At 42.5% G+C, this 17,962-nt stretch carries 14 protein-coding genes; 8 read left to right on the top strand and 6 right to left on the bottom strand.

The genetic code is table 11. The annotated features are described in order from the left end of the window. From nirD to F895_RS09785, 3 genes are read right to left on the bottom strand one after another with little or no spacing between them, the layout of a single operon-like run. Entirely contained in the window at positions 1-1,620 is a 1,620-nt protein-coding gene (gene nirD, locus F895_RS09775; RefSeq protein WP_005241242.1) for a nitrite reductase small subunit NirD, read from the bottom strand. An 11-nt stretch (positions 1,621-1,631) separates the two neighbouring features. Next, the gene (gene nirB / locus F895_RS09780) at positions 1,632-4,178 is read right to left on the bottom strand and encodes a nitrite reductase large subunit NirB (protein WP_005241241.1); all 2,547 of its coding nucleotides are present in this window, start codon (positions 4,176-4,178) and stop codon (positions 1,632-1,634) included. Between the two features lie 28 nt (positions 4,179-4,206). Next, positions 4,207-5,559, bottom strand: a complete 1,353-nt coding sequence (locus tag F895_RS09785) for an MFS transporter (RefSeq protein ID WP_005241239.1) — start codon at positions 5,557-5,559, stop codon at positions 4,207-4,209. Between the two features lie 512 nt (positions 5,560-6,071). Between F895_RS09785 and F895_RS09790 the strand changes: the two genes are divergently transcribed. From F895_RS09790 to accC, 5 genes are all read left to right on the top strand, one after another. Then, positions 6,072-6,662, top strand: a complete 591-nt coding sequence (locus tag F895_RS09790; protein WP_005241237.1) for an ANTAR domain-containing response regulator — start codon at positions 6,072-6,074, stop codon at positions 6,660-6,662. After that, on the top strand, positions 6,663-7,697 hold the full coding sequence (locus tag F895_RS09795) for an ABC transporter substrate-binding protein (protein WP_005241235.1): 1,035 nt from the start codon (positions 6,663-6,665) through the stop codon (positions 7,695-7,697). Between the two features lie 725 nt (positions 7,698-8,422). After that, positions 8,423-8,872, top strand: coding sequence for a type II 3-dehydroquinate dehydratase (gene aroQ / locus F895_RS09800; protein ID WP_005241233.1), 450 nt, complete (start codon positions 8,423-8,425; stop codon positions 8,870-8,872). 27 nt (positions 8,873-8,899) lie between these two features. Continuing rightward, positions 8,900-9,325, top strand: coding sequence for an acetyl-CoA carboxylase biotin carboxyl carrier protein (gene accB, locus F895_RS09805; protein WP_005241231.1), 426 nt, complete (start codon positions 8,900-8,902; stop codon positions 9,323-9,325). A 17-nt stretch (positions 9,326-9,342) separates the two neighbouring features. Continuing rightward, positions 9,343-10,707 carry an acetyl-CoA carboxylase biotin carboxylase subunit gene (gene accC, locus F895_RS09810; protein WP_005241229.1) on the top strand — a complete coding sequence of 455 codons (1,365 nt, stop codon included), beginning with the start codon at positions 9,343-9,345 and terminating at the stop codon, positions 10,705-10,707. 47 nt (positions 10,708-10,754) lie between these two features. On the opposite strand, the gene F895_RS09815 is transcribed toward accC, so the two are convergent. Beyond that, complete coding sequence (locus tag F895_RS09815) at positions 10,755-11,234, bottom strand: hypothetical protein (protein ID WP_026040133.1); 480 nt, start codon at positions 11,232-11,234, stop codon at positions 10,755-10,757. 202 nt (positions 11,235-11,436) lie between these two features. Between F895_RS09815 and F895_RS09820 the strand changes: the two genes are divergently transcribed. After that, positions 11,437-12,927 (top strand): amidase, encoded by a 1,491-nt coding sequence (locus F895_RS09820; protein WP_005241225.1) that lies wholly within the window; start codon positions 11,437-11,439, stop codon positions 12,925-12,927. Between the two features lies 1 nt (position 12,928). Here F895_RS09820 and F895_RS09825 read toward each other — a convergent pair whose 3' ends face one another. Together F895_RS09825 and F895_RS09830 are read right to left on the bottom strand one after the other, a co-directional pair. Next, on the bottom strand, positions 12,929-14,101 hold the full coding sequence (locus F895_RS09825) for an MFS transporter (protein WP_005241222.1): 1,173 nt from the start codon (positions 14,099-14,101) through the stop codon (positions 12,929-12,931). Positions 14,102-14,282: 181 nt separating this feature from the next. Further along, a complete protein-coding gene (locus F895_RS09830) occupies positions 14,283-15,671 on the bottom strand; it encodes an amino acid permease (RefSeq protein ID WP_005241221.1) in 1,389 nt (462 codons plus the stop codon). 354 nt (positions 15,672-16,025) lie between these two features. Between F895_RS09830 and fahA the strand changes: the two genes are divergently transcribed. After that, positions 16,026-17,330, top strand: a complete 1,305-nt coding sequence (gene fahA, locus F895_RS09835; RefSeq protein WP_005241219.1) for a fumarylacetoacetase — start codon at positions 16,026-16,028, stop codon at positions 17,328-17,330. Further along, positions 17,317-17,949 (top strand): maleylacetoacetate isomerase, encoded by a 633-nt coding sequence (gene maiA, locus F895_RS09840; protein WP_005241217.1) that lies wholly within the window; start codon positions 17,317-17,319, stop codon positions 17,947-17,949. Before fahA ends, maiA begins: the two co-directional genes overlap by 14 nt. Positions 17,950-17,962: the final 13 nt, after the last annotated feature.

Raw genomic sequence — 17,962 nt, 5'->3', positions numbered from 1 at the left:
TTACCCTGCCTTTTTCATTGCAAAGTCCTTACCAAATAGCAGCTTATTTCTAAAGGTAGAAATTGGCGTTTGATCAGCAATCAACTCGGCATACCACATCCCATCTTCTGTATCACCAAATAGAACCGCACCAATCACTTTATCTTTCTGGATAATGATACGTTTATAAATTTGACGTTTATCATCATTCAGGATGATGTCTTCATAATCTTCTTTCGGCTCAAAGTTCCCAGCCGAGAATACGTCGACACCACTCACCTTTAACTGGGTTGGTACCGTCGGTGATTTAAAGGTTAAGCTGCCATGTTCAGCCAAATGCGTTGCACAGATAAATGCTTGTCCCCATAACGGCTCAACCAGACCAAAAGTTTGATTACGATGTTCGATGCATTCACCCACGGCATAGATACTTGGGTCAAAAGTTTGCATGGTGTCATTCACCAAGATGCCACGGTTACAACGCAGTCCTGCACGTTGAGCCAAAGCAATATTCGGACGAATCCCAACCGCAAAAATCACCAAATCCGCATCCAATAGTGTTCCATCTTGAAGTCGGACTTGACTGACATGACCATCTTCGCCAATCAACGCTTCGGTATTGGCTTCCGTGATGATATTGATACCCTTTTGCTCAATGCTCTGACGCAACATACGGCTGGCACGTCCATCCAACTGACGTTCCATAATGCGATCCATCAGGTGTAGAACTGTCACATTCATTCCGCGTTGTTTCAGTCCATACGCCGCTTCCAGACCCAGCAAACCACCACCAATCACCACCGCATTTTTTTTGCTTTCGCAATATTTGATCATGGTGTTGACATCATAAATATCACGGAAGCTGATCACGCCTTTTAAATCTACACCTTGCACGGGTGGAATAAACGGTGATGAACCAGTCGCAATAATCAAACGATCATAATCAACACTTTCACCTTTCTCTGTATGCACCACTTTTCGGGTACGATCAATCTTGATCGCGGGATCATCGGCAATAAACTGAATCCCTTTATCGCGATACCATGCATGTGGATGCAGCATGATGTCATCAATGGTTTTTTCACCTGAAAGTACTGGTGACAACATAATACGGTTGTAGTTGCCCCAAGGTTCCTCACCAATCACCGTGACGTCATAACGATCTGGTGCCATATCCAGTAGGTCCTCCAGACAACGCATACCTGCCAGACCATTACCAATCAGCACCAGTTTTAATTTTTCTTGCGCAGCGCCATTGTTGGTAATATAGGTTTTTTGCGGAACAGTCCCGACCCAAACCCGACCATTTTCAATTTTGCTTGGAAAGACCAAGAGTTTTTGATCTTTATCTTCCAGACAGCGCCCCGTCGCCAAACTAAAATGTTGTTTGTAAATCGGCGATGCAATCACACGTTCACCTTGTAAATCACCGATGATGCCGCGACACATCACATTGGCTTGGCTGAATGGATCTTTATTACTTAAAGCATAAATGCGTTTTTCATGCCCGACACGGAACAGAGCCACTGATTGACCTTCAATCAATGCGCCGACCCCTGTATTGGGTGTGATGTCATCCAGCCCACACACCTCAACCCATTGATCGTCTGGCAGCATATCCATATTCTTTAAACTGGTCATTTGAGTTCTCCTTATGCTTCAACCATGGGGATGCGATCGACTGAACGTTCAGCCTCATTCAAAGGGCGAATCTGATCACGGACTTGGGTAAACTGAATATGTGGATCGGCCTGCTCCTCGGCACTGGCATTGATATAGGTTTGGAAACGTTTGCGGATTTCAGGATTTTCCACCGCAGTGCGCCATTCATCTTGATAAGTACCGATCACATGGCGCATACGGCTTTCGAGTTCTTCGGCTAATCCTAAGGAATCATCCACAATCACGGCTTTGAGATAATCCAGACCACCTTCCATATTGTCACGCCAGACACTAGTACGCTGTAAACGATCTGCGGTTTGGATATAGAACATAAAGAAGCGGTCGATATAACGGATCAAGGTTTGCGTATCGAGATCTGATGCTAATAATTCGGCATGGCGCGGTTTCATGCCGCCATTGCCACAGACATACAGATTCCAGCCTTTCTCAGTTGCAATCACCCCGACATCTTTACCTTGCGCTTCGGCACATTCACGGGTACAACCTGACACTGCCATTTTCAGTTTATGCGGTGAACGTAAGCCTTTATAACGATTCTCTAATTCAATCGCCAAGCCCACAGAATCATCGACCCCATAACGACACCATGTACTACCGACACATGATTTCACGGTACGTAATGATTTACCGTACGCATGACCAGATTCAAAACCAGCTGCATTGAGCTCTTCCCAAATAAACGGCAGTTGATGGATTTGCGCACCAAATAAGTCAACCCGTTGTCCGCCCGTGATTTTAGTATATAGATTATATTTCTTGGCGATTTGACCGACAGCGATTAAGCCATCAGGTGTGACTTCCCCGCCTGCCATACGTGGTACAACCGAGTAAGAACCATCTTTTTGAATATTGCCCAAGTAGTAATCATTACTGTCTTGTAGACCTGCATGGCTTGGTTCAAGTACAAAATCATTCCAGCACGATGCCAAAATATTGGCCGCCATGGGTTTACAGATATCACAACCTAAACCATGACCATGTTGATGAATCAAATCATCAAAAGTCTTAATTTCATTGACACGAACCAAGTGATAAATCTCTTGGCGTGAATATGGAAAATGTTCGCAGACATGGTTATTGACTGTTACGCCTTGGCGTTGTAGCTCGGACTTTAACACTTGCGTTACTAAAGGCGCACAGCCACCACAAGCTGTTGCCGCTTTGGTACATTTTTTCAATGCACCTAGCGAGGTTGAACCATCACAAATCGCTTGGCAAATATCAGCTTTAGAGACGTTGTTACATGAACAAATGGTGGCACTATCCGGCAATAAATCGACACCACTACCACCTGCCTTCGCACCTGATTCGGCAAAGCCGGGCATGATCAAGCTTTCAGGGCTTTCTGGGAGTGCCAAACCATTCAACATCATTTGAAGCAGGTCATTATATTCTTTAGCATCACCGACCAAGACCGCACCGAGCAACTTGGTTTTATCTGCATCAACCACGATCTTTTTATAAACCAAGCTATCTTCATCAGCATAAAAATAGCTGAGCGAGTTTGGCGTCATGCCATGCGCATCACCTACGGATGCCACATCAACGCCCATCAACTTCAACTTGGTACTCATATCTGCACCCGCGAAACAATGAGTTTCTTCGGCTAGGATATGTTTTGCGGCAATACGTGCCATGTCATAACCCGGCGCGACCAGACCGTAGATTTTATTCTCCCAGAGCGCACATTCACCAATCGCATAAATATGTTGATCTGAGGTTTGGCAGTAATCATTGATTTTAATCCCGCCACGCTCACCCAATGCCAATCCGCTGAGTCGTGCCAATTCATCACGTGGGCGAATCCCCGCCGAAAATAAAATAATGTCGGTTTCCAGCTCGCTACCATCGGCAAACTTCATGACATGCGTTGCACTGTCACCCGCTTCAATACATTGTGTGGTTTTTTGGGTATGGACTTTGACCCCAAGATTTTCAATTTTACGGCGCAATACTTTACCGCCAAGATCATCAATTTGTACTGCCATCAAGCGTGGTGCAAACTCGACCACATGGGTTTCCAGATTCAAATCACGCAAGGCTTTGGCTGCTTCCAAACCCAATAAGCCGCCACCAATCACCACACCTGTCTTCGCATTCAGACTTGCTGCACGAATGGCATCCAAGTCTTCGATGGTACGATAGACAAAACAGTTTTCACGGTCATTACCCGAGATTGGCGGGACAAAGGCATAAGAACCTGTTGCTAAGACCAATTTGTCATAATGAATCACATCACCGAAATTGGTGGTCACCGTTTGCTCGGCAGGATTGATCTCAACCGCTTTGGTGTTTAATCGGAGGTCGATCCCATGCGCATCAGCAAAGTCAAAACGTGCCAGCGATAAGTCTTTGGCTGTTTTACCAGAGAAGTATTCAGTCAAATGTACGCGGTCATAGGCAATACGTGGTTCTTCAGCGAGAATAGTAATTTCCAGCTCATCGTCCGCTTTCTCCAAGATGGCTTCGATGAATTTATGTCCGACCATACCGTGACCAATCATCACTAATTTCATTGTTCTTCTCCCAAAATTTGATGAATGATTAAGCTGCGCTACTTTGTTCTGTGCCACGTTCTAAAACAGCCTGTTCAAACAAGCGTTGTTCTTTTTCTTTATGCTCAACTGAGAATCGGATCAACATTACAGAAGCTGCGGTAAAGACCACCAAACCGCCTAAGACCATTAAACAGGTTTGGATGTCCACCATGCCTTTGAGCAAGAATCCTGCCGCGACTGCACCGACATTACCGCCTGCACCAATAATCCCAGCGACACCACCAAGTGCATCACGATCAATAAATGGGACTAGCGCATAAGTCGCACCGCATGCCATATGGGTAAATAATGCAAAGATGGTCATACTGAGGATTGCCAACGCCACACCATTCATTTGAGAAAATAGCATCAGGAATAAACCTTCACCCAAAATCAGCAGGAATAAAACTTTCGTACGGCCATCAAGACCTTTTTTAAGTGCAACCCGATCTGAGACGATGCCGCCAAGTGCACGAGCAAATAACGCCAGCAAACCAAAAACCCCTGCTGCCATTCCCGCTTCTTTTAAACCGAAGTTGAAGTGCTCAACGTAATACATCGCAATAATGTTATGCATGAAAATCTCAATGCCAAAACATGCAGCATATGAGCCAAATAAGATCCAGACACGATAGTTACGTGCAGCATGCATTAAGATTGCAAGCCCGCCTTTTTTATTATTTCCGACTACAACACCTTGCTCGCGCAATGCTTTAAAGTCGCCTTGAGGGCAGTCTTGAGTGAGTTTCCAATAAAGAATACCGACGATCACCATCATCACACCTGGGACGATCAGTGCAATTCTCCACCCCATGGCTTGTTCAACGCCGAACATCACCAAGGCAGATAACAGCAAAGGCATCAAGGCTTGTGTTGCACCTCCACCCGCGTTGCCCCAACCTGCCGATGCAGCATTTGCAGTGCCAACGACATTCGGAGCAAACATAATGCTGGTATGGTATTGAGTGATGACAAAGCTCGCACCAATTGCACCAATCAGCAGACGAAAGAACAAAAAGGATTCATAACTATTTGCAGCAGCAACACCAAATACAGGAATACTGCCAATCAGTAATAGCGTGGTATAAGTTTTTCGCGGACCATACTTATCACACAGCGGTCCAACGATTAAGCGAACAACAATGGTGATTGCAACAGCGGCAATATTGATATTGGCGATTTGATCTTTGGTTAAATGGAACTCGCCTGCAATTACAGGCATTAAAGGTGCGCAGGCAAACCAAGCAAAGAAACAGACAAAAAATGCCAACCAACTCATGTGGAAGGCCCGCATTGCGGGTACAGAGAAATTAAATAACTTAATTGAAGTCGCTTTTTTAGCGGATAAATCTAAAGACATAGCCATCTCCCATACTGAACCTATCTTGTTTTGTTGACACATCAGGTTGTGTCAACAAATCGATCAGATCGGACATCGTTGGCCGTCTATAACTTTATAAGTCATCTTTGACTCAGTAGAGAATTAGCAATTGCTGTGCCAAGTGGCTGCAACCCTAGAATAAAAAAACATATTCACTTGTTTTTAATTAATTTTTTATCTTATCAACGTTAGATGACTGAACTTTTATACCGCTATACACACTGAATGACCTGTTTTGAAGCATTGTCTGCCCTGCTTCAAAACAATTCCTTTTTCGCACCAATACTGCACACCACTACTTTTTTAGCATCCTCCCTGATTTTTCATTTCCTCCATCCATCAGCAACAGTACAATAGCAGCGATCAACTATCGACTCAGACTGTATTTGAGTTATAAAAACTATTTTACTGGCACTCTTTTTGCTTCAAAAACAAGACTGATTCACATTCAACAAGATATGTATAGACCAACCGTTTGACCTTATATACTTATGCCGCAACTCAAGATCGCACTTATTGATGACGACCAGGCTCGGGCTGAATACTTAAAAGCATGTTTGATCGAACATGGCTTTGATGTTGTTGCTTGCTTTACCCTAGATCACTTCAATATTTTTAAACTCGAGCACCTTCAAGCCGATGTCATTCTGCTTGATATGGATCACCCGCATCGCGATGTGATTGAAAGTTGTGTCAGCAGCTTTGATCTCCCCACTGTTCTGTTCACCAAAAATACAGATAAGGAAACCATAAAACAGACCATTGATGCAGGTATTACCGCATATATCGTGGATGGTATTGAACCCAGCCGGTTGCATACCATTTTGGAAATTTCAATTGAACAATATAAAAAACATAAAAAGTTAAAATGTGATCTAAAAGATGCGCAAACCAAACTTGCGGATCGTAAAGACATCGAAAAAGCCAAAGTGCTATTAATGCACTTGCATGGACTACCTGAAGGTACTGCATTCCAGTTACTTAGAAAAAATGCCATGAGCCATCGTATGACTATTGGAGAAATGGCTCGCCGATTACTTGATGCTCAACAACTTTTGAACAACCAGCTAAAGGATGAATAGATGCCCCATTTAGTCGCGTTAGAAAAAGTAGAAAAAACAACATTACAGCTGGGCTATATCCCATTATTGGATTGCATTGCTTTGCTTTGGGCAAAACACCGCGGTTTTTTTGATGAGCTTGGTTTAAATGTCAACTTAGTCAAAGAAGCATCTTGGGCAAGCTTACGCGATCGTTTAGCCTTCGGCTTACTCGATGCCGCACATTGTCTGTCTGCCATGCTGCCAGCAGCAGCGGTCGGAACGGATCAAATTGGCATTCCACTCCAGACCCCTTTAGTGTTAAGCGAAAATCGCGCTTTCATTAGTTTGAGCCAGAAATTGTGTTATGCACTCAATATCCAGAAACAAGACTCGGCAGAAAGCTCGGCAAAGAAAATAACCAACTATATTCATCACAATCAAAATATTTCTTTCGCTCATGTCTTTCAACATTCCATTCATCATTATTGTCTTAGAGAATGGCTGACGTTGGCCGACCCAAAACTCGCTCAATCGATTCAATTAAGAACCCTACCGCCACCTTATATGGTTGAAGCCATGAGCAATCATTTCATTGATGGATTTTGCGTGGGCGAGCCGTGGAATACTCAAGCAGAGCTCGAAGGACTCAGCCATATGATCTGCTCTAGCCAACAGATTATCCCAAATGTCGCAGATAAAGTTTTGGCCGTCACTCAAGAATGGGCCAAACAAAATCCCAAAACACTGATTGCTTTAACCCGTGCTATTGCGAAAGCCCAGCAAGAGCTACAGCAACTTGAAGACTTTAGTGCTGTATGGCAATTACTAACCGAGTTTAATGTGATCCAATTTCGGTGTTCATCAGATACCCACGTAGAGAAATATTTCACCATTCAAAATATTATCCGTCATTTTGTACAAGGCAATGCTGAGCCTAAAACACAAGATTTTGAGTGGCTATTCCAGCAGATGTATAAATGGAGCAGTGCTGACCATACCACTCAGGCTCATACCGAACAAGCACGGGCCTGCCTGCTGCTTGAAACCCATCAAGCGGCTGTCAGTCAGTTATAAAAGAATAAGATAAAAAAAAGCTGCTTTAATATCCCAAAGCAGCTTTGAAAGACCCATAAGAGCCTACGCCAATCAAATGTAAGCTCTTAAGTACTGTTAATATTATTTAAAAAACAGATATCTTTATCGGACATTTTCATGTCATTAACTGCCATCTCTAATATGAAAATTCATCATTTCTGCCAACTGCTGCACGGAGTGTAATGATCAATCCACAATCATCTCCCCCTACTTCAAGTAGGCAGTTCTCATAAGGAAGCCCACTAAAGTCACAGCACAAAAAAACAAATATGCACATCCACACCTTTTCGATTTTCATATTTCAAACAGTAAAATTCAAAACTAATAAAAACAATAACTTAAAACCACAAAAAGACATTTTTAAGCCAGTTCATCTACCCTCCTTCTTATCGTTTTCTCGAAATCCAGCTCCAGTAAATCCACAAAAAACAAAACAATTTGACTCCCGAGTTACACAAATCTCATGAACGAAATGGGGTAATTCAGTTTAAAATGTCTAAAACTTAAATTACGCTAAATTTTGTCATATTTTAACATTGCCAATTCCTTGCAAAGTTTTCATTATATGCACCATGCTTGGTATGCAAATTTCTTCATCAATTAAAACAAATTATAAAAAACTTGCAGAATTTTGTGCCATAATAAGCAAACTTTGCAGACATCTTGCAAAAAATATTTGCAGTTTTAGAATTGGAGCAGGCTGAATGAGCTCAACCATTTTGGTGATTCACGGACCGAATTTAAATTTGCTGGGAAAGCGCGAACCAGAAGTCTACGGTTATCTCAGTTTAGATGATATTAACCAGCAACTCACTGCTCAGGCTAAACATGCATCAGTTACACTAGATACTTTTCAAAGCAACTGGGAAGGTGCGATTGTCGATCGCATTCATCAGGCACAAATTGAGGGTGTGAAATTTATTATTATCAACCCTGCTGCCTTGACACATACATCAGTTGCTTTACGCGATGCCTTACTCGGTGTTGCCATCCCATTTATTGAGGTTCATTTGTCAAATGTTCACGCTCGTGAATCATTCCGTCATCACTCATATTTATCAGATAAAGCCATTGGCGTAATTTGTGGCTTAGGTGCAAAGGGTTATTCCTTTGCACTCGATTACGCTATCGAAAAAATTCAATCTTCTAACTAATTTTAAACACATTAGGAATGCTCACTCATGGATATCCGTAAAATCAAGAAACTCATCGACCTGATGATAGAATCTGACTTACAAGCGATTGAAGTTAAGGAAGGTGACCAATCCATCTCATTAACTCGCCCGACTCCTGTTTATGCAACCGCAGCAGCTGTTGCAGCAGCGCCGGCAGCTTCTGCACCTGTTGCAACAGCTGCAAAAACTCCTCGTGGTGCAGTTGAAACATCACCGATGGTTGGTGTGTTCTACGCTGCACCTAACCCAGGTGAAGCGCCATTTGTTAATGTAGGTCAAACCGTTTCAGCGGGTGAAACGCTTGGTATTATTGAAGCAATGAAAATCATGAACCCAATTGAAGCAACCAAGAGCGGTGTCATTGAAGAAATTTTAGTGAAAAATGGTGAAGTGATCCAATTCGGTCAACCACTTTTCCGCTACCGTGCTTAATAAGTTTGGGGATTCCTATGTTGCAAAAAGTATTAATTGCAAACCGTGGTGAAATCGCTTTACGAATTACTCGGGCTTGTAAAACTCTTGGCATTAAAACTGTCGGTATCTATTCAGATGCAGACAAAGATCTAATGCACTTACGCTTTGTTGACGAAGCAGTATGTATTGGACCAGGTGCAAGTAGTGAAAGCTATTTAAATATTCCTGCAATTATTACTGCTGCGGAAATTACAGGTGCGGATGCCATCCACCCTGGTTATGGCTTCCTTTCTGAAAATGCAGAATTTGCAGAGATCGTAGAAAGTTCAGGATTTATTTTTATTGGTCCACGTCCAGAACATATCCGCCTGATGGGGAATAAAGTTTCTGCGATTATTGCGATGAAAAAATCAGGTGTACCGACTGTACCCGGTTGTGATCACGCCGTGACCATTAATAATGCACTTGCAGAAGCCAAAGAGATCGGCTTTCCATTGATCGTAAAAGCTGCGTCTGGCGGTGGCGGTCGTGGTATGCGTATCGTAGAACGTGTCGACACGCTACTTGAATCTGTTCAAGCCGCACAGCGTGATGCTGAAATGTGGTTTGGCGATGATACGGTGTATATGGAACGTTTCTTACAGAAACCTCGCCATGTCGAAGTACAAGTGTTAGGTGATGGCAACGGCCATGCCATTCACTTATATGATCGTGACTGTTCTTTACAACGTCGCCATCAAAAAGTATTAGAAGAAGCACCTGCACCGAACCTCCCAGAACAAGCACGTGCCGATATTCTTGAAGCCTGCGTCAATGCATGTAAATTAATGCAATATCGTGGCGCTGGAACATTCGAGTTTTTATTTGAAGAAGGTGAATTCTTCTTTATCGAAATGAATACTCGTGTTCAGGTAGAACATCCCGTGACCGAGATGGTTACAGGTGTTGATATTATTGAACAGCAACTTCGTATTGCGGCTGGTTTAGGTTTAGCACTTGAACAAGATGAAATTGAAGTGAAAGGTCATGCGATTGAATGCCGTATCAATGCAGAAGATCCAACCACCTTCTTGCCTTCACCGGGTAAAATTGAAAGTTTCTATGCACCTGGTGGCGCTGGAATTCGTTTAGACTCTCATATTTATCAAGGTTATAGCATTCCTCCTTACTATGACTCAATGATTGCAAAATTGATTTCTCATGGTAAAGATCGCGAGACTTCTCTGGCTCGTATGCGCCAAGCTTTAGATGAAATGATTTTGACTGGAATCAAAACCAATATTCCATTGCATAAAGATTTAATCTTGCAAGATAAAAACTTCTGCGAACAGGCAATGGATATTCACTATCTTGAAAAGCATTTGCTCAAGCAGCTTGAGCCTAAAACTGAAAAAGTCTAAATAAAAAAGCCTCTTAAATAAGAGGCTTTTTTATTTCCAGATCTCTTTTAGGGTAAAACACGGCGTAACGTTGCAAAACACTTATCACCTTTTTCACTGGCACAAAAATCGATGGTCGAATCATTTGCCCATTTCACGAAATATTGGGACACCTCACCTGTCTGATCTTCCTTCTGACCTGAACAATCCGTTTCATTATTGTCATATTTAATCTGTAGAATCAGCGCTGGTAATCGTTCTTTATGATCTTCTGATGGCTGATAATCGTATAAGCCATAAGACCACTCTTGACCACTTTTGATCACGACATCACTGGCACCACGGAAATTATAGTACTCGACACATTTTTTATTATTGGGAATTTCCATTCCCCATAATCCCATGATTTCAGGGCGAGTCGTGACACGAATCGCATTCGCTTTAGCTACTTGTGGCGGTGTTACCGTTGCTTTGTTATTTACGACCGTCTCTGCCATAGTCCATGTTGAGCAAGCCCATAATAATCCAATAATATAAATATTTTTCATAGATTTAATTAAGTCGTCATCTAAAACGGTGCATAAGCTTAAATTAGCATATTTTTGGATAAAAGCATGCATTCATAACCATATAAACACAATATTTTTGCCATGTAATTTAGTTCATCGTTTTAGTAATTTTTCAGGTATTCTATTTTACAACTTATATTTATTTTTACTTTATAAAGATTTAGCTTTAGGGATAAAAGCCATGAAATTTTCCGAATACATACAATATGATGGTCTTGGATTAGCACAACTGGTCAAAAACAAACAAATCCATCCCTCTGAATTACTCGAAACTGCATTACAACGCAGCAATCTGGTCAATCCCAAGCTGAATGCCATCATTATCCCCATGTATGAACAAGCTAAACATCGTGCTCAGCAAAATTTAACAGGCCCCTTTGCTGGGGTTCCATTTTTAGTCAAAGACCTCTTTCAAGAATATAAAGATATCCCGACCTCCTATGGCTGTCAGGCACTCAAAAACATCAATTACACCCCAGACTTTAATGCAGAAATTGTGAATCGTTGGGAAAAAACGGGTATTGTTACTTTTGGGCGTACCAATACCCCTGAATTTGGTATTAAAGGGATTACCGAACCTGATGCTTGGGGTACATGTCATAATCCCTGGAATTTAAAACACAATAGTGGTGGTTCCTCTGGTGGAGCTGCTTCAGCTGTTGCAGGTGGTTTAGTACCGATTGCAGGTGCTGGAGATGGTGGCGGGTCAATTCGTATCCCAGCCTCTTATTGTGGTTTATTCGGACTCAAACCCAGTCGTGGACGTACCCCTTGGGGGCCACAATTTAGCGAAGCTATGCACGGCGCTGCCATGCAACATGTACTCAGCAAAAGCGTTCGAGACAGTGCAGCCATGCTGGATGCAGTGCAAGGCCCTGAACAAACCTCACTATTTCGAATTGAAGCGCCTGAACAAAAGTATCTTGATGTGATTCAACAAATACCAAAGAAACTCCGCATTGCATTTAATACCCAGTCACCGATAGGCACCAAAGTTTCTAAAGATGCCATCCAAGCCGTGCAACAAACAGCGAAGCTGTTGGAATCATTGGGCCATATTGTGTTGGAAGACCGTCCAAAGATTGATGGTATGGAACTGGCCAAAGACTTCGTGACCACTTGGTTTAGTCAATTTTCTTATATGCAGGCACAAATCAAGCAAATGGCAGGCGCTAGCGATCGTGATTTCGAACTGGATTCAATTGCTTTGGCTGCTTTTGGTGCTAAAACTACAGCCACAGAATATATTCATACCTTGAATAATTGGGGACTGTATAGCACCCAAATGAATATTTTCTTTGAAAAATATGACTTATACCTCACTCCAAGCACAGCCTCTGTCGCGCCAAAAAATGGTGAAGTCGCCACACCGGTCTGGCAGAAACCTATTCTAAAGGGCCTGTTAAAAGTTGGTAAAGCGCATTATCTGGCTCAAGGTAAACTGGTCGAGAAAATGGTACAAGACAATTTAAGTTGGGTACCTTTTACCCAGCTCGCCAATGTAACGGGTTTACCGGCCATGTCAGTACCGTTGTACTGGAATAAACATGGCATGCCTCTCGGCAGTCAGTTTATTGCACCCTTTGGGCGAGAAGACCGTTTGTTACAACTTGCCGCTCAACTGGAACAAGCCCAACCGTGGATGCCACAATATAAGCAAATCCAACTCTAGTCTAGGTTTTAGCTGCTGTTTCCACTTGATTCGGCAGCCATAGCACCAGTAACAAACCAAACAAGACTACAATACTGGCGCACAAGAACATTGTTGCGCCTGAAAAGCTTTGCCAATAATGCCCCGCCAACAAACTCCCAGACGCCACACCTAAGCCCCACATGGTACTATACAAAGCTTGCCCACGGCCTTGCTGCTCGGGTGTAAAGTTTTGGAAAATCACTTTCATGGCAATCAGATGGAACAGGCCAAAGCTAAAGGCATGCAAGCATTGAGCAAGCAATTGCCCAATATAATGGGTTGCAAAGATACCAACCAAGAACCAACGTAAACTGGTCAAAATCAGGCAAATTACCACCAATGTCCGCCACGAAAAGCGGGTAAAGAACAGCTTTTGTGCAACTGCGAACATGACAATTTCAGCAATCACCCCCATCGCCCATAAGCTGCCAATTTGTGTGGTACTAAAGCCGATTTCTTTTAGATAGTTACTATAAAAGCTATAAAACGGCGCCAATGAAAATAGCAAAATAAATTCGATACTAAAAAAGGCCGCGACGATGGGTCGTTTTAAAATCGGCAGCAGCGGTTCAAGCGTTTTTTGCGAGCTTGGTGCGTGTTCAGGTTCTTTAATACTAAATGACCAGAGAAAAGCCAAAAATGAAACAGAGAGCAGTAAAATTGGCAGCATTGAAATTGGAATAACTTCCAGCAAAGCACCGATCACAAACACACCAACAATAAAACCGACTGAGCCCCATTTACGTACTTTGCCATAGAGCTCAGCACGTTTTTCACCTAACCAGAATAAGGTCACCCCTTCAAATTGCGCCAAAATTGCATTTTGGAAGAAGCTAAAAATCAGCATCAACAAAGCCACGGATTGGAAGCTATTTGGAATCACAAATATGGCAAACCAGATACAGGCTTCCATCCATGTCGCAATTCGCACCAAAAGCATTCGCTTCCCTGATTTATCGGCAATCCAGCCCCAAATCAGCGGTGCAAAAAAACGGGTAATAATGGCAATGGAAGATAAAATGCCGATCTCTTGATAATTGAAACCCTGATCTTGAAGATACAGGTTCCAATACGGCATGAATGTACCGACTATGGCGTAGTAGAACAGATAAAAACCACCCAATCTTGTTTGGATACTTAATGATTGAAGCAATTCAAATGCCTTTATTTACAATGTGAAAGAAGAAAAAAAGAGAACGTGAACTCGATTAATACAAGAGAATTTTAGCTCATTTCATCAAACAATTCGTCTAATATCATTATGAATAATGAAAACATCAATCTACAAAAAAAGGGCTGAAAATTCAGCCCTTTTCTCATGATCACTTTACAACTTATGCATCTGTATTCAACGCCACACTCGGTTGAGCATTTCTTAATTTACGCTGCTTTAGATAATACGCCAGCATCAAACAAAGAATCCAAGCTGGGATCATCATCACTGCAATACGCATATCCGCAGTCAATGACATCACCACCAAAATACCCAGCATAAAGATCATGCAAAGATAGTTACTAAATGGATAAGCAATACTTGGGAACTTGGTGGTAACACCCTGTGCCTGCATGGTTTTGCGAAACTTTAAATGCGTCCATGAAATCACTACCCAGTTAATCACAATCGCAGCAACCACTAGCATCATGAGCAGACCAAACGCTTTCTCTGGAAATGCATAATTCAGTAAGACGCAAAGTACAGTCACAAATGCAGAAACATAGACCGCATTGGTTGGGATACCACGGCTGTTAATTTTTTTCAGGAACTTGGGTGCATTGCCCTGCTGTGCCAAACCTAAAAGCATACGGCTGCTACAATAACTGGTTCCGTTATAAACCGAGACTGCCGCAGTCAAAATCACAAAATTCAACATGGTTGCAACACCTTGGCTATCCAACGAGGCAAAGACCATCACGAATGGGCTACCGCCTTGTGCCATTTGGTTCCAAGGGAATAACGCAAATAAGATGAAAAGTGTTGCAATGTAGAAAATCAAAATACGATAGATAATTTGATTGACTGCTTTTGGCAAGGTTTTATCTGGATCACGTGCTTCAGCCGCAGTAATCCCGAATAATTCAATGCCACCAAAGGCAAAAATGATTACAGCCATTGCCATGACCAGACCTTCCACACCAAATGGGAAGAATCCACCCAATGCCCACAGGTTACTGATGCTCGCCTGTGGCCCTGCTGTACCTGTTGCAAGCAAATAAGAACCAAAAGCGATCATGGCCAAGATTGCCAAGATTTTGATGATGGAAAACCAAAACTCCATTTCACCAAAAAACTTCACATGCAGAAGGTTAATCCCGTTAATCAGGATAAAAAACACCAATGCCGAAACCCAAGTCGGGATTTCAGGCCACCAATATTGAATATACAGCCCAATAGCACTTAACTCTGCCATACAGACCAGAACATTCAGCACCCAGTAGTTCCAGCCAGACATAAAGCCTGCAAAAGAACCCCAGTATTTGTAAGCAAAATGGCTAAATGAACCACTGACTGGCTCTTGTACCACCATCTCACCTAACTGTCGCATCATCAGGAATGCAATCAAGCCTGCAATTGCATAACCCAGAATGACCGATGGACCAGCCAGTTTAATCGATTGGGAAATCCCGAGAAACAAACCTGTACCAATGGCACCACCTAGCGCGATAAGCTGGATGTGCCGATTGCTTAAACCGTGTTTCAGGTTTCCTTGTTCCTGTTTTGACATATGATTATTCTCATCCTTGTCGCGTAATTTTTCTGTCTAAAATTACGTATATCATAAGTTAATCACAAATGCCTATATCTAACCCGAAAAATAATTAATTCATTTTTCGAATAACCGCGCATATAAACAGAAAATTCCATAAATAACAAATATTATGAATAATGTAATTAAATTATGTATTGCGTAATTAAATATTTTCAGTATGATAGAAATCATAAAGTACATATTTCTTGCTTGAGCGATAGGATTCAAATGGGTCAAAAGATCAATATTTATTTGATTTTCACATTGTTATAGAAAGCAGGATAAAAATTTAATAGGTCTTCATAGAACGAGAGACAAGGAAAGTAAATCATGGCACAACAATTAACCTCTTTTCTTGAGATTGATCCGCAATCAGATTTCACAATACATAATTTGCCATACGGTATTTTTAGCGAGAGCCCACAAGGTGAAAAACGCGTTGGCGTTGCAATTGGTGACTGGGTACTTGACCTTGCCGCATTAGAGCAAAAAGGCTTATTACAGCTCACGACAGCAAACTGTTTTAATCAGCCAACACTGAATAAATTTATTGAAACAGGCAAAAAAAATTGGCATACGGTTCGCAGCGCTTTACAAAGCTTGTTGTCTGCGGAAAACCCAAGCTTACGTGATGATGCCGATTTACGTCAGCAGGTGCTGTTTAAACAAGAAAATGTGGTTTTGCATTTACCGATTCAGGTGCCTGGCTATACCGACTTCTATTCATCTAAAGAACATGCCACCAATGTCGGCACCATGTTTAGAGATCCTAAAAATGCGTTATTACCGAACTGGAGCGAATTGCCTGTAGGCTATAACGGGCGTGCCAGTTCTGTGATTGTCAGTGGCAAAGAGATTGTGCGCCCTTCAGGCCAAATCAAATTACCCAATGAAGAACGCCCTGTGTTCTCGGCGACACGTAAACTCGACTTTGAACTCGAGACCGCTTTTGTAGTGGGTAAAGCAACAGAACTGGGTGAGCCGATTGCCATTGAAAATGCATGGGAACATATCTTTGGCATGGTGTTGCTGAATGACTGGTCAGCACGTGATATTCAACAATGGGAATATGTACCTTTAGGCCCTTTCAATGCCAAAACTTTTGCCAGTGCCATTTCACCGTGGGTGGTGACGATGGAAGCGCTTGAGCCATTTAAAGTCAAAGGCCCAGAACAACAGCCGAAACCTTTGGGCTATCTACAAGAAAAAATCGCAAACAGCTATGACATTCACCTGAGTGTTGAAGTTCAAACCCCACAATCTTCTCAGGCTGATGTGATTTGCCAAACCAACTTCAAATATATGTATTGGTCAATGGCGCAGCAACTGACCCATCACACCGTTGCAGGCTGTAATGTTAAGGTTGGCGACTTGATGGGTTCAGGCACGATTTCAGGCCCAACCGAAGACTCGTACGGCAGTTTACTGGAACTGACGTGGAACACCACTAAACCACTGAGCCTCTCAAACGGCGAAAAGCGTGGCTTCTTGGAAGATGGCGATCGTGTCGTCATGAAAGGCTATTGTGAAAAAGATGGCATTCGCGTGGGCTTTGGTGAAGTTGCCAATCGCATTTTGCCAGCACGTCACTTTAGTTTTAATGAACAAAAGGACGAGCGCTATGAAACTGTATAGTTACTTTCGTAGCTCTGCGGCCTATCGAGTGCGTATCGCACTCAACCTGAAAGAACTGTCGTATGAAACAGAAGCAGTTCATTTGGTCAAAAATGAGCAGCAACAAGCGAGCTATCGGGCACTAAACCCGAGCCAGCTTGTACCGACACTACTTGACCAAAATCATGCCTTATTACAGTCGCTCAGCATATTGGAATATCTGGAAGAACGTTATCCAGCCAAAGCACTGTTGCCTAAAGACCTTATAGAACGTGCCAAAGTTCGTGCCTTTGCACAGACAATTGCCTGTGACATTCACCCGCTCAACAACTTGAGAGTGTTAAAGTACCTGCAAAAAGAGCTTGCAGTCAGTGATGCGCAAAAAAACAGCTGGTATCAACACTGGATTTTAGAAGGCTTTCACAGCTTAGAAATGCAATTACAGCATTCCAATGGGCAATTCTGTTTTGGTACCCAAGCCACCTTTGCAGACTGTTGTCTGATTCCTCAGGTCTATAACGCCAAGCGCTTCAAAATTGATTTAAGTGCTTTCCCAAAGATTGAGTCGATTTACCAACATTGCTTAACCCTTCCCGCATTCTTGAATGCCACACCAGAACAACAACCAGATTGGGAATAAGCTAAAAAGGAGT

This window comes from Acinetobacter sp. CIP 64.2 (genome assembly GCF_000369645.1).
Classification (GTDB): Bacteria; Pseudomonadota; Gammaproteobacteria; order Pseudomonadales; family Moraxellaceae; genus Acinetobacter.
This window is presented reverse-complemented; position numbering and strand designations above follow the sequence as displayed.

Bases quoted from the DNA above. Each gene is read 5' to 3' on its own strand.
- nirD (WP_005241242.1), bottom strand. From the start codon at position 1,620: ATGACCAGTTTAAAGAATATGGATATGCTGCCAGACGATCAATGGGTT.
- nirB (WP_005241241.1), bottom strand. From the start codon at position 4,178: ATGAAATTAGTGATGATTGGTCACGGTATGGTCGGACATAAATTCATC.
- F895_RS09785 (WP_005241239.1), bottom strand. From the start codon at position 5,559: ATGTCTTTAGATTTATCCGCTAAAAAAGCGACTTCAATTAAGTTATTT.
- F895_RS09790 (WP_005241237.1), top strand. From the start codon at position 6,072: ATGCCGCAACTCAAGATCGCACTTATTGATGACGACCAGGCTCGGGCT.
- F895_RS09795 (WP_005241235.1), top strand. From the start codon at position 6,663: ATGCCCCATTTAGTCGCGTTAGAAAAAGTAGAAAAAACAACATTACAG.
- aroQ (WP_005241233.1), top strand. From the start codon at position 8,423: ATGAGCTCAACCATTTTGGTGATTCACGGACCGAATTTAAATTTGCTG.
- accB (WP_005241231.1), top strand. From the start codon at position 8,900: ATGGATATCCGTAAAATCAAGAAACTCATCGACCTGATGATAGAATCT.
- accC (WP_005241229.1), top strand. From the start codon at position 9,343: ATGTTGCAAAAAGTATTAATTGCAAACCGTGGTGAAATCGCTTTACGA.
- F895_RS09815 (WP_026040133.1), bottom strand. From the start codon at position 11,234: ATGAAAAATATTTATATTATTGGATTATTATGGGCTTGCTCAACATGG.
- F895_RS09820 (WP_005241225.1), top strand. From the start codon at position 11,437: ATGAAATTTTCCGAATACATACAATATGATGGTCTTGGATTAGCACAA.
- F895_RS09830 (WP_005241221.1), bottom strand. From the start codon at position 15,671: ATGTCAAAACAGGAACAAGGAAACCTGAAACACGGTTTAAGCAATCGG.
- fahA (WP_005241219.1), top strand. From the start codon at position 16,026: ATGGCACAACAATTAACCTCTTTTCTTGAGATTGATCCGCAATCAGAT.
- maiA (WP_005241217.1), top strand. From the start codon at position 17,317: ATGAAACTGTATAGTTACTTTCGTAGCTCTGCGGCCTATCGAGTGCGT.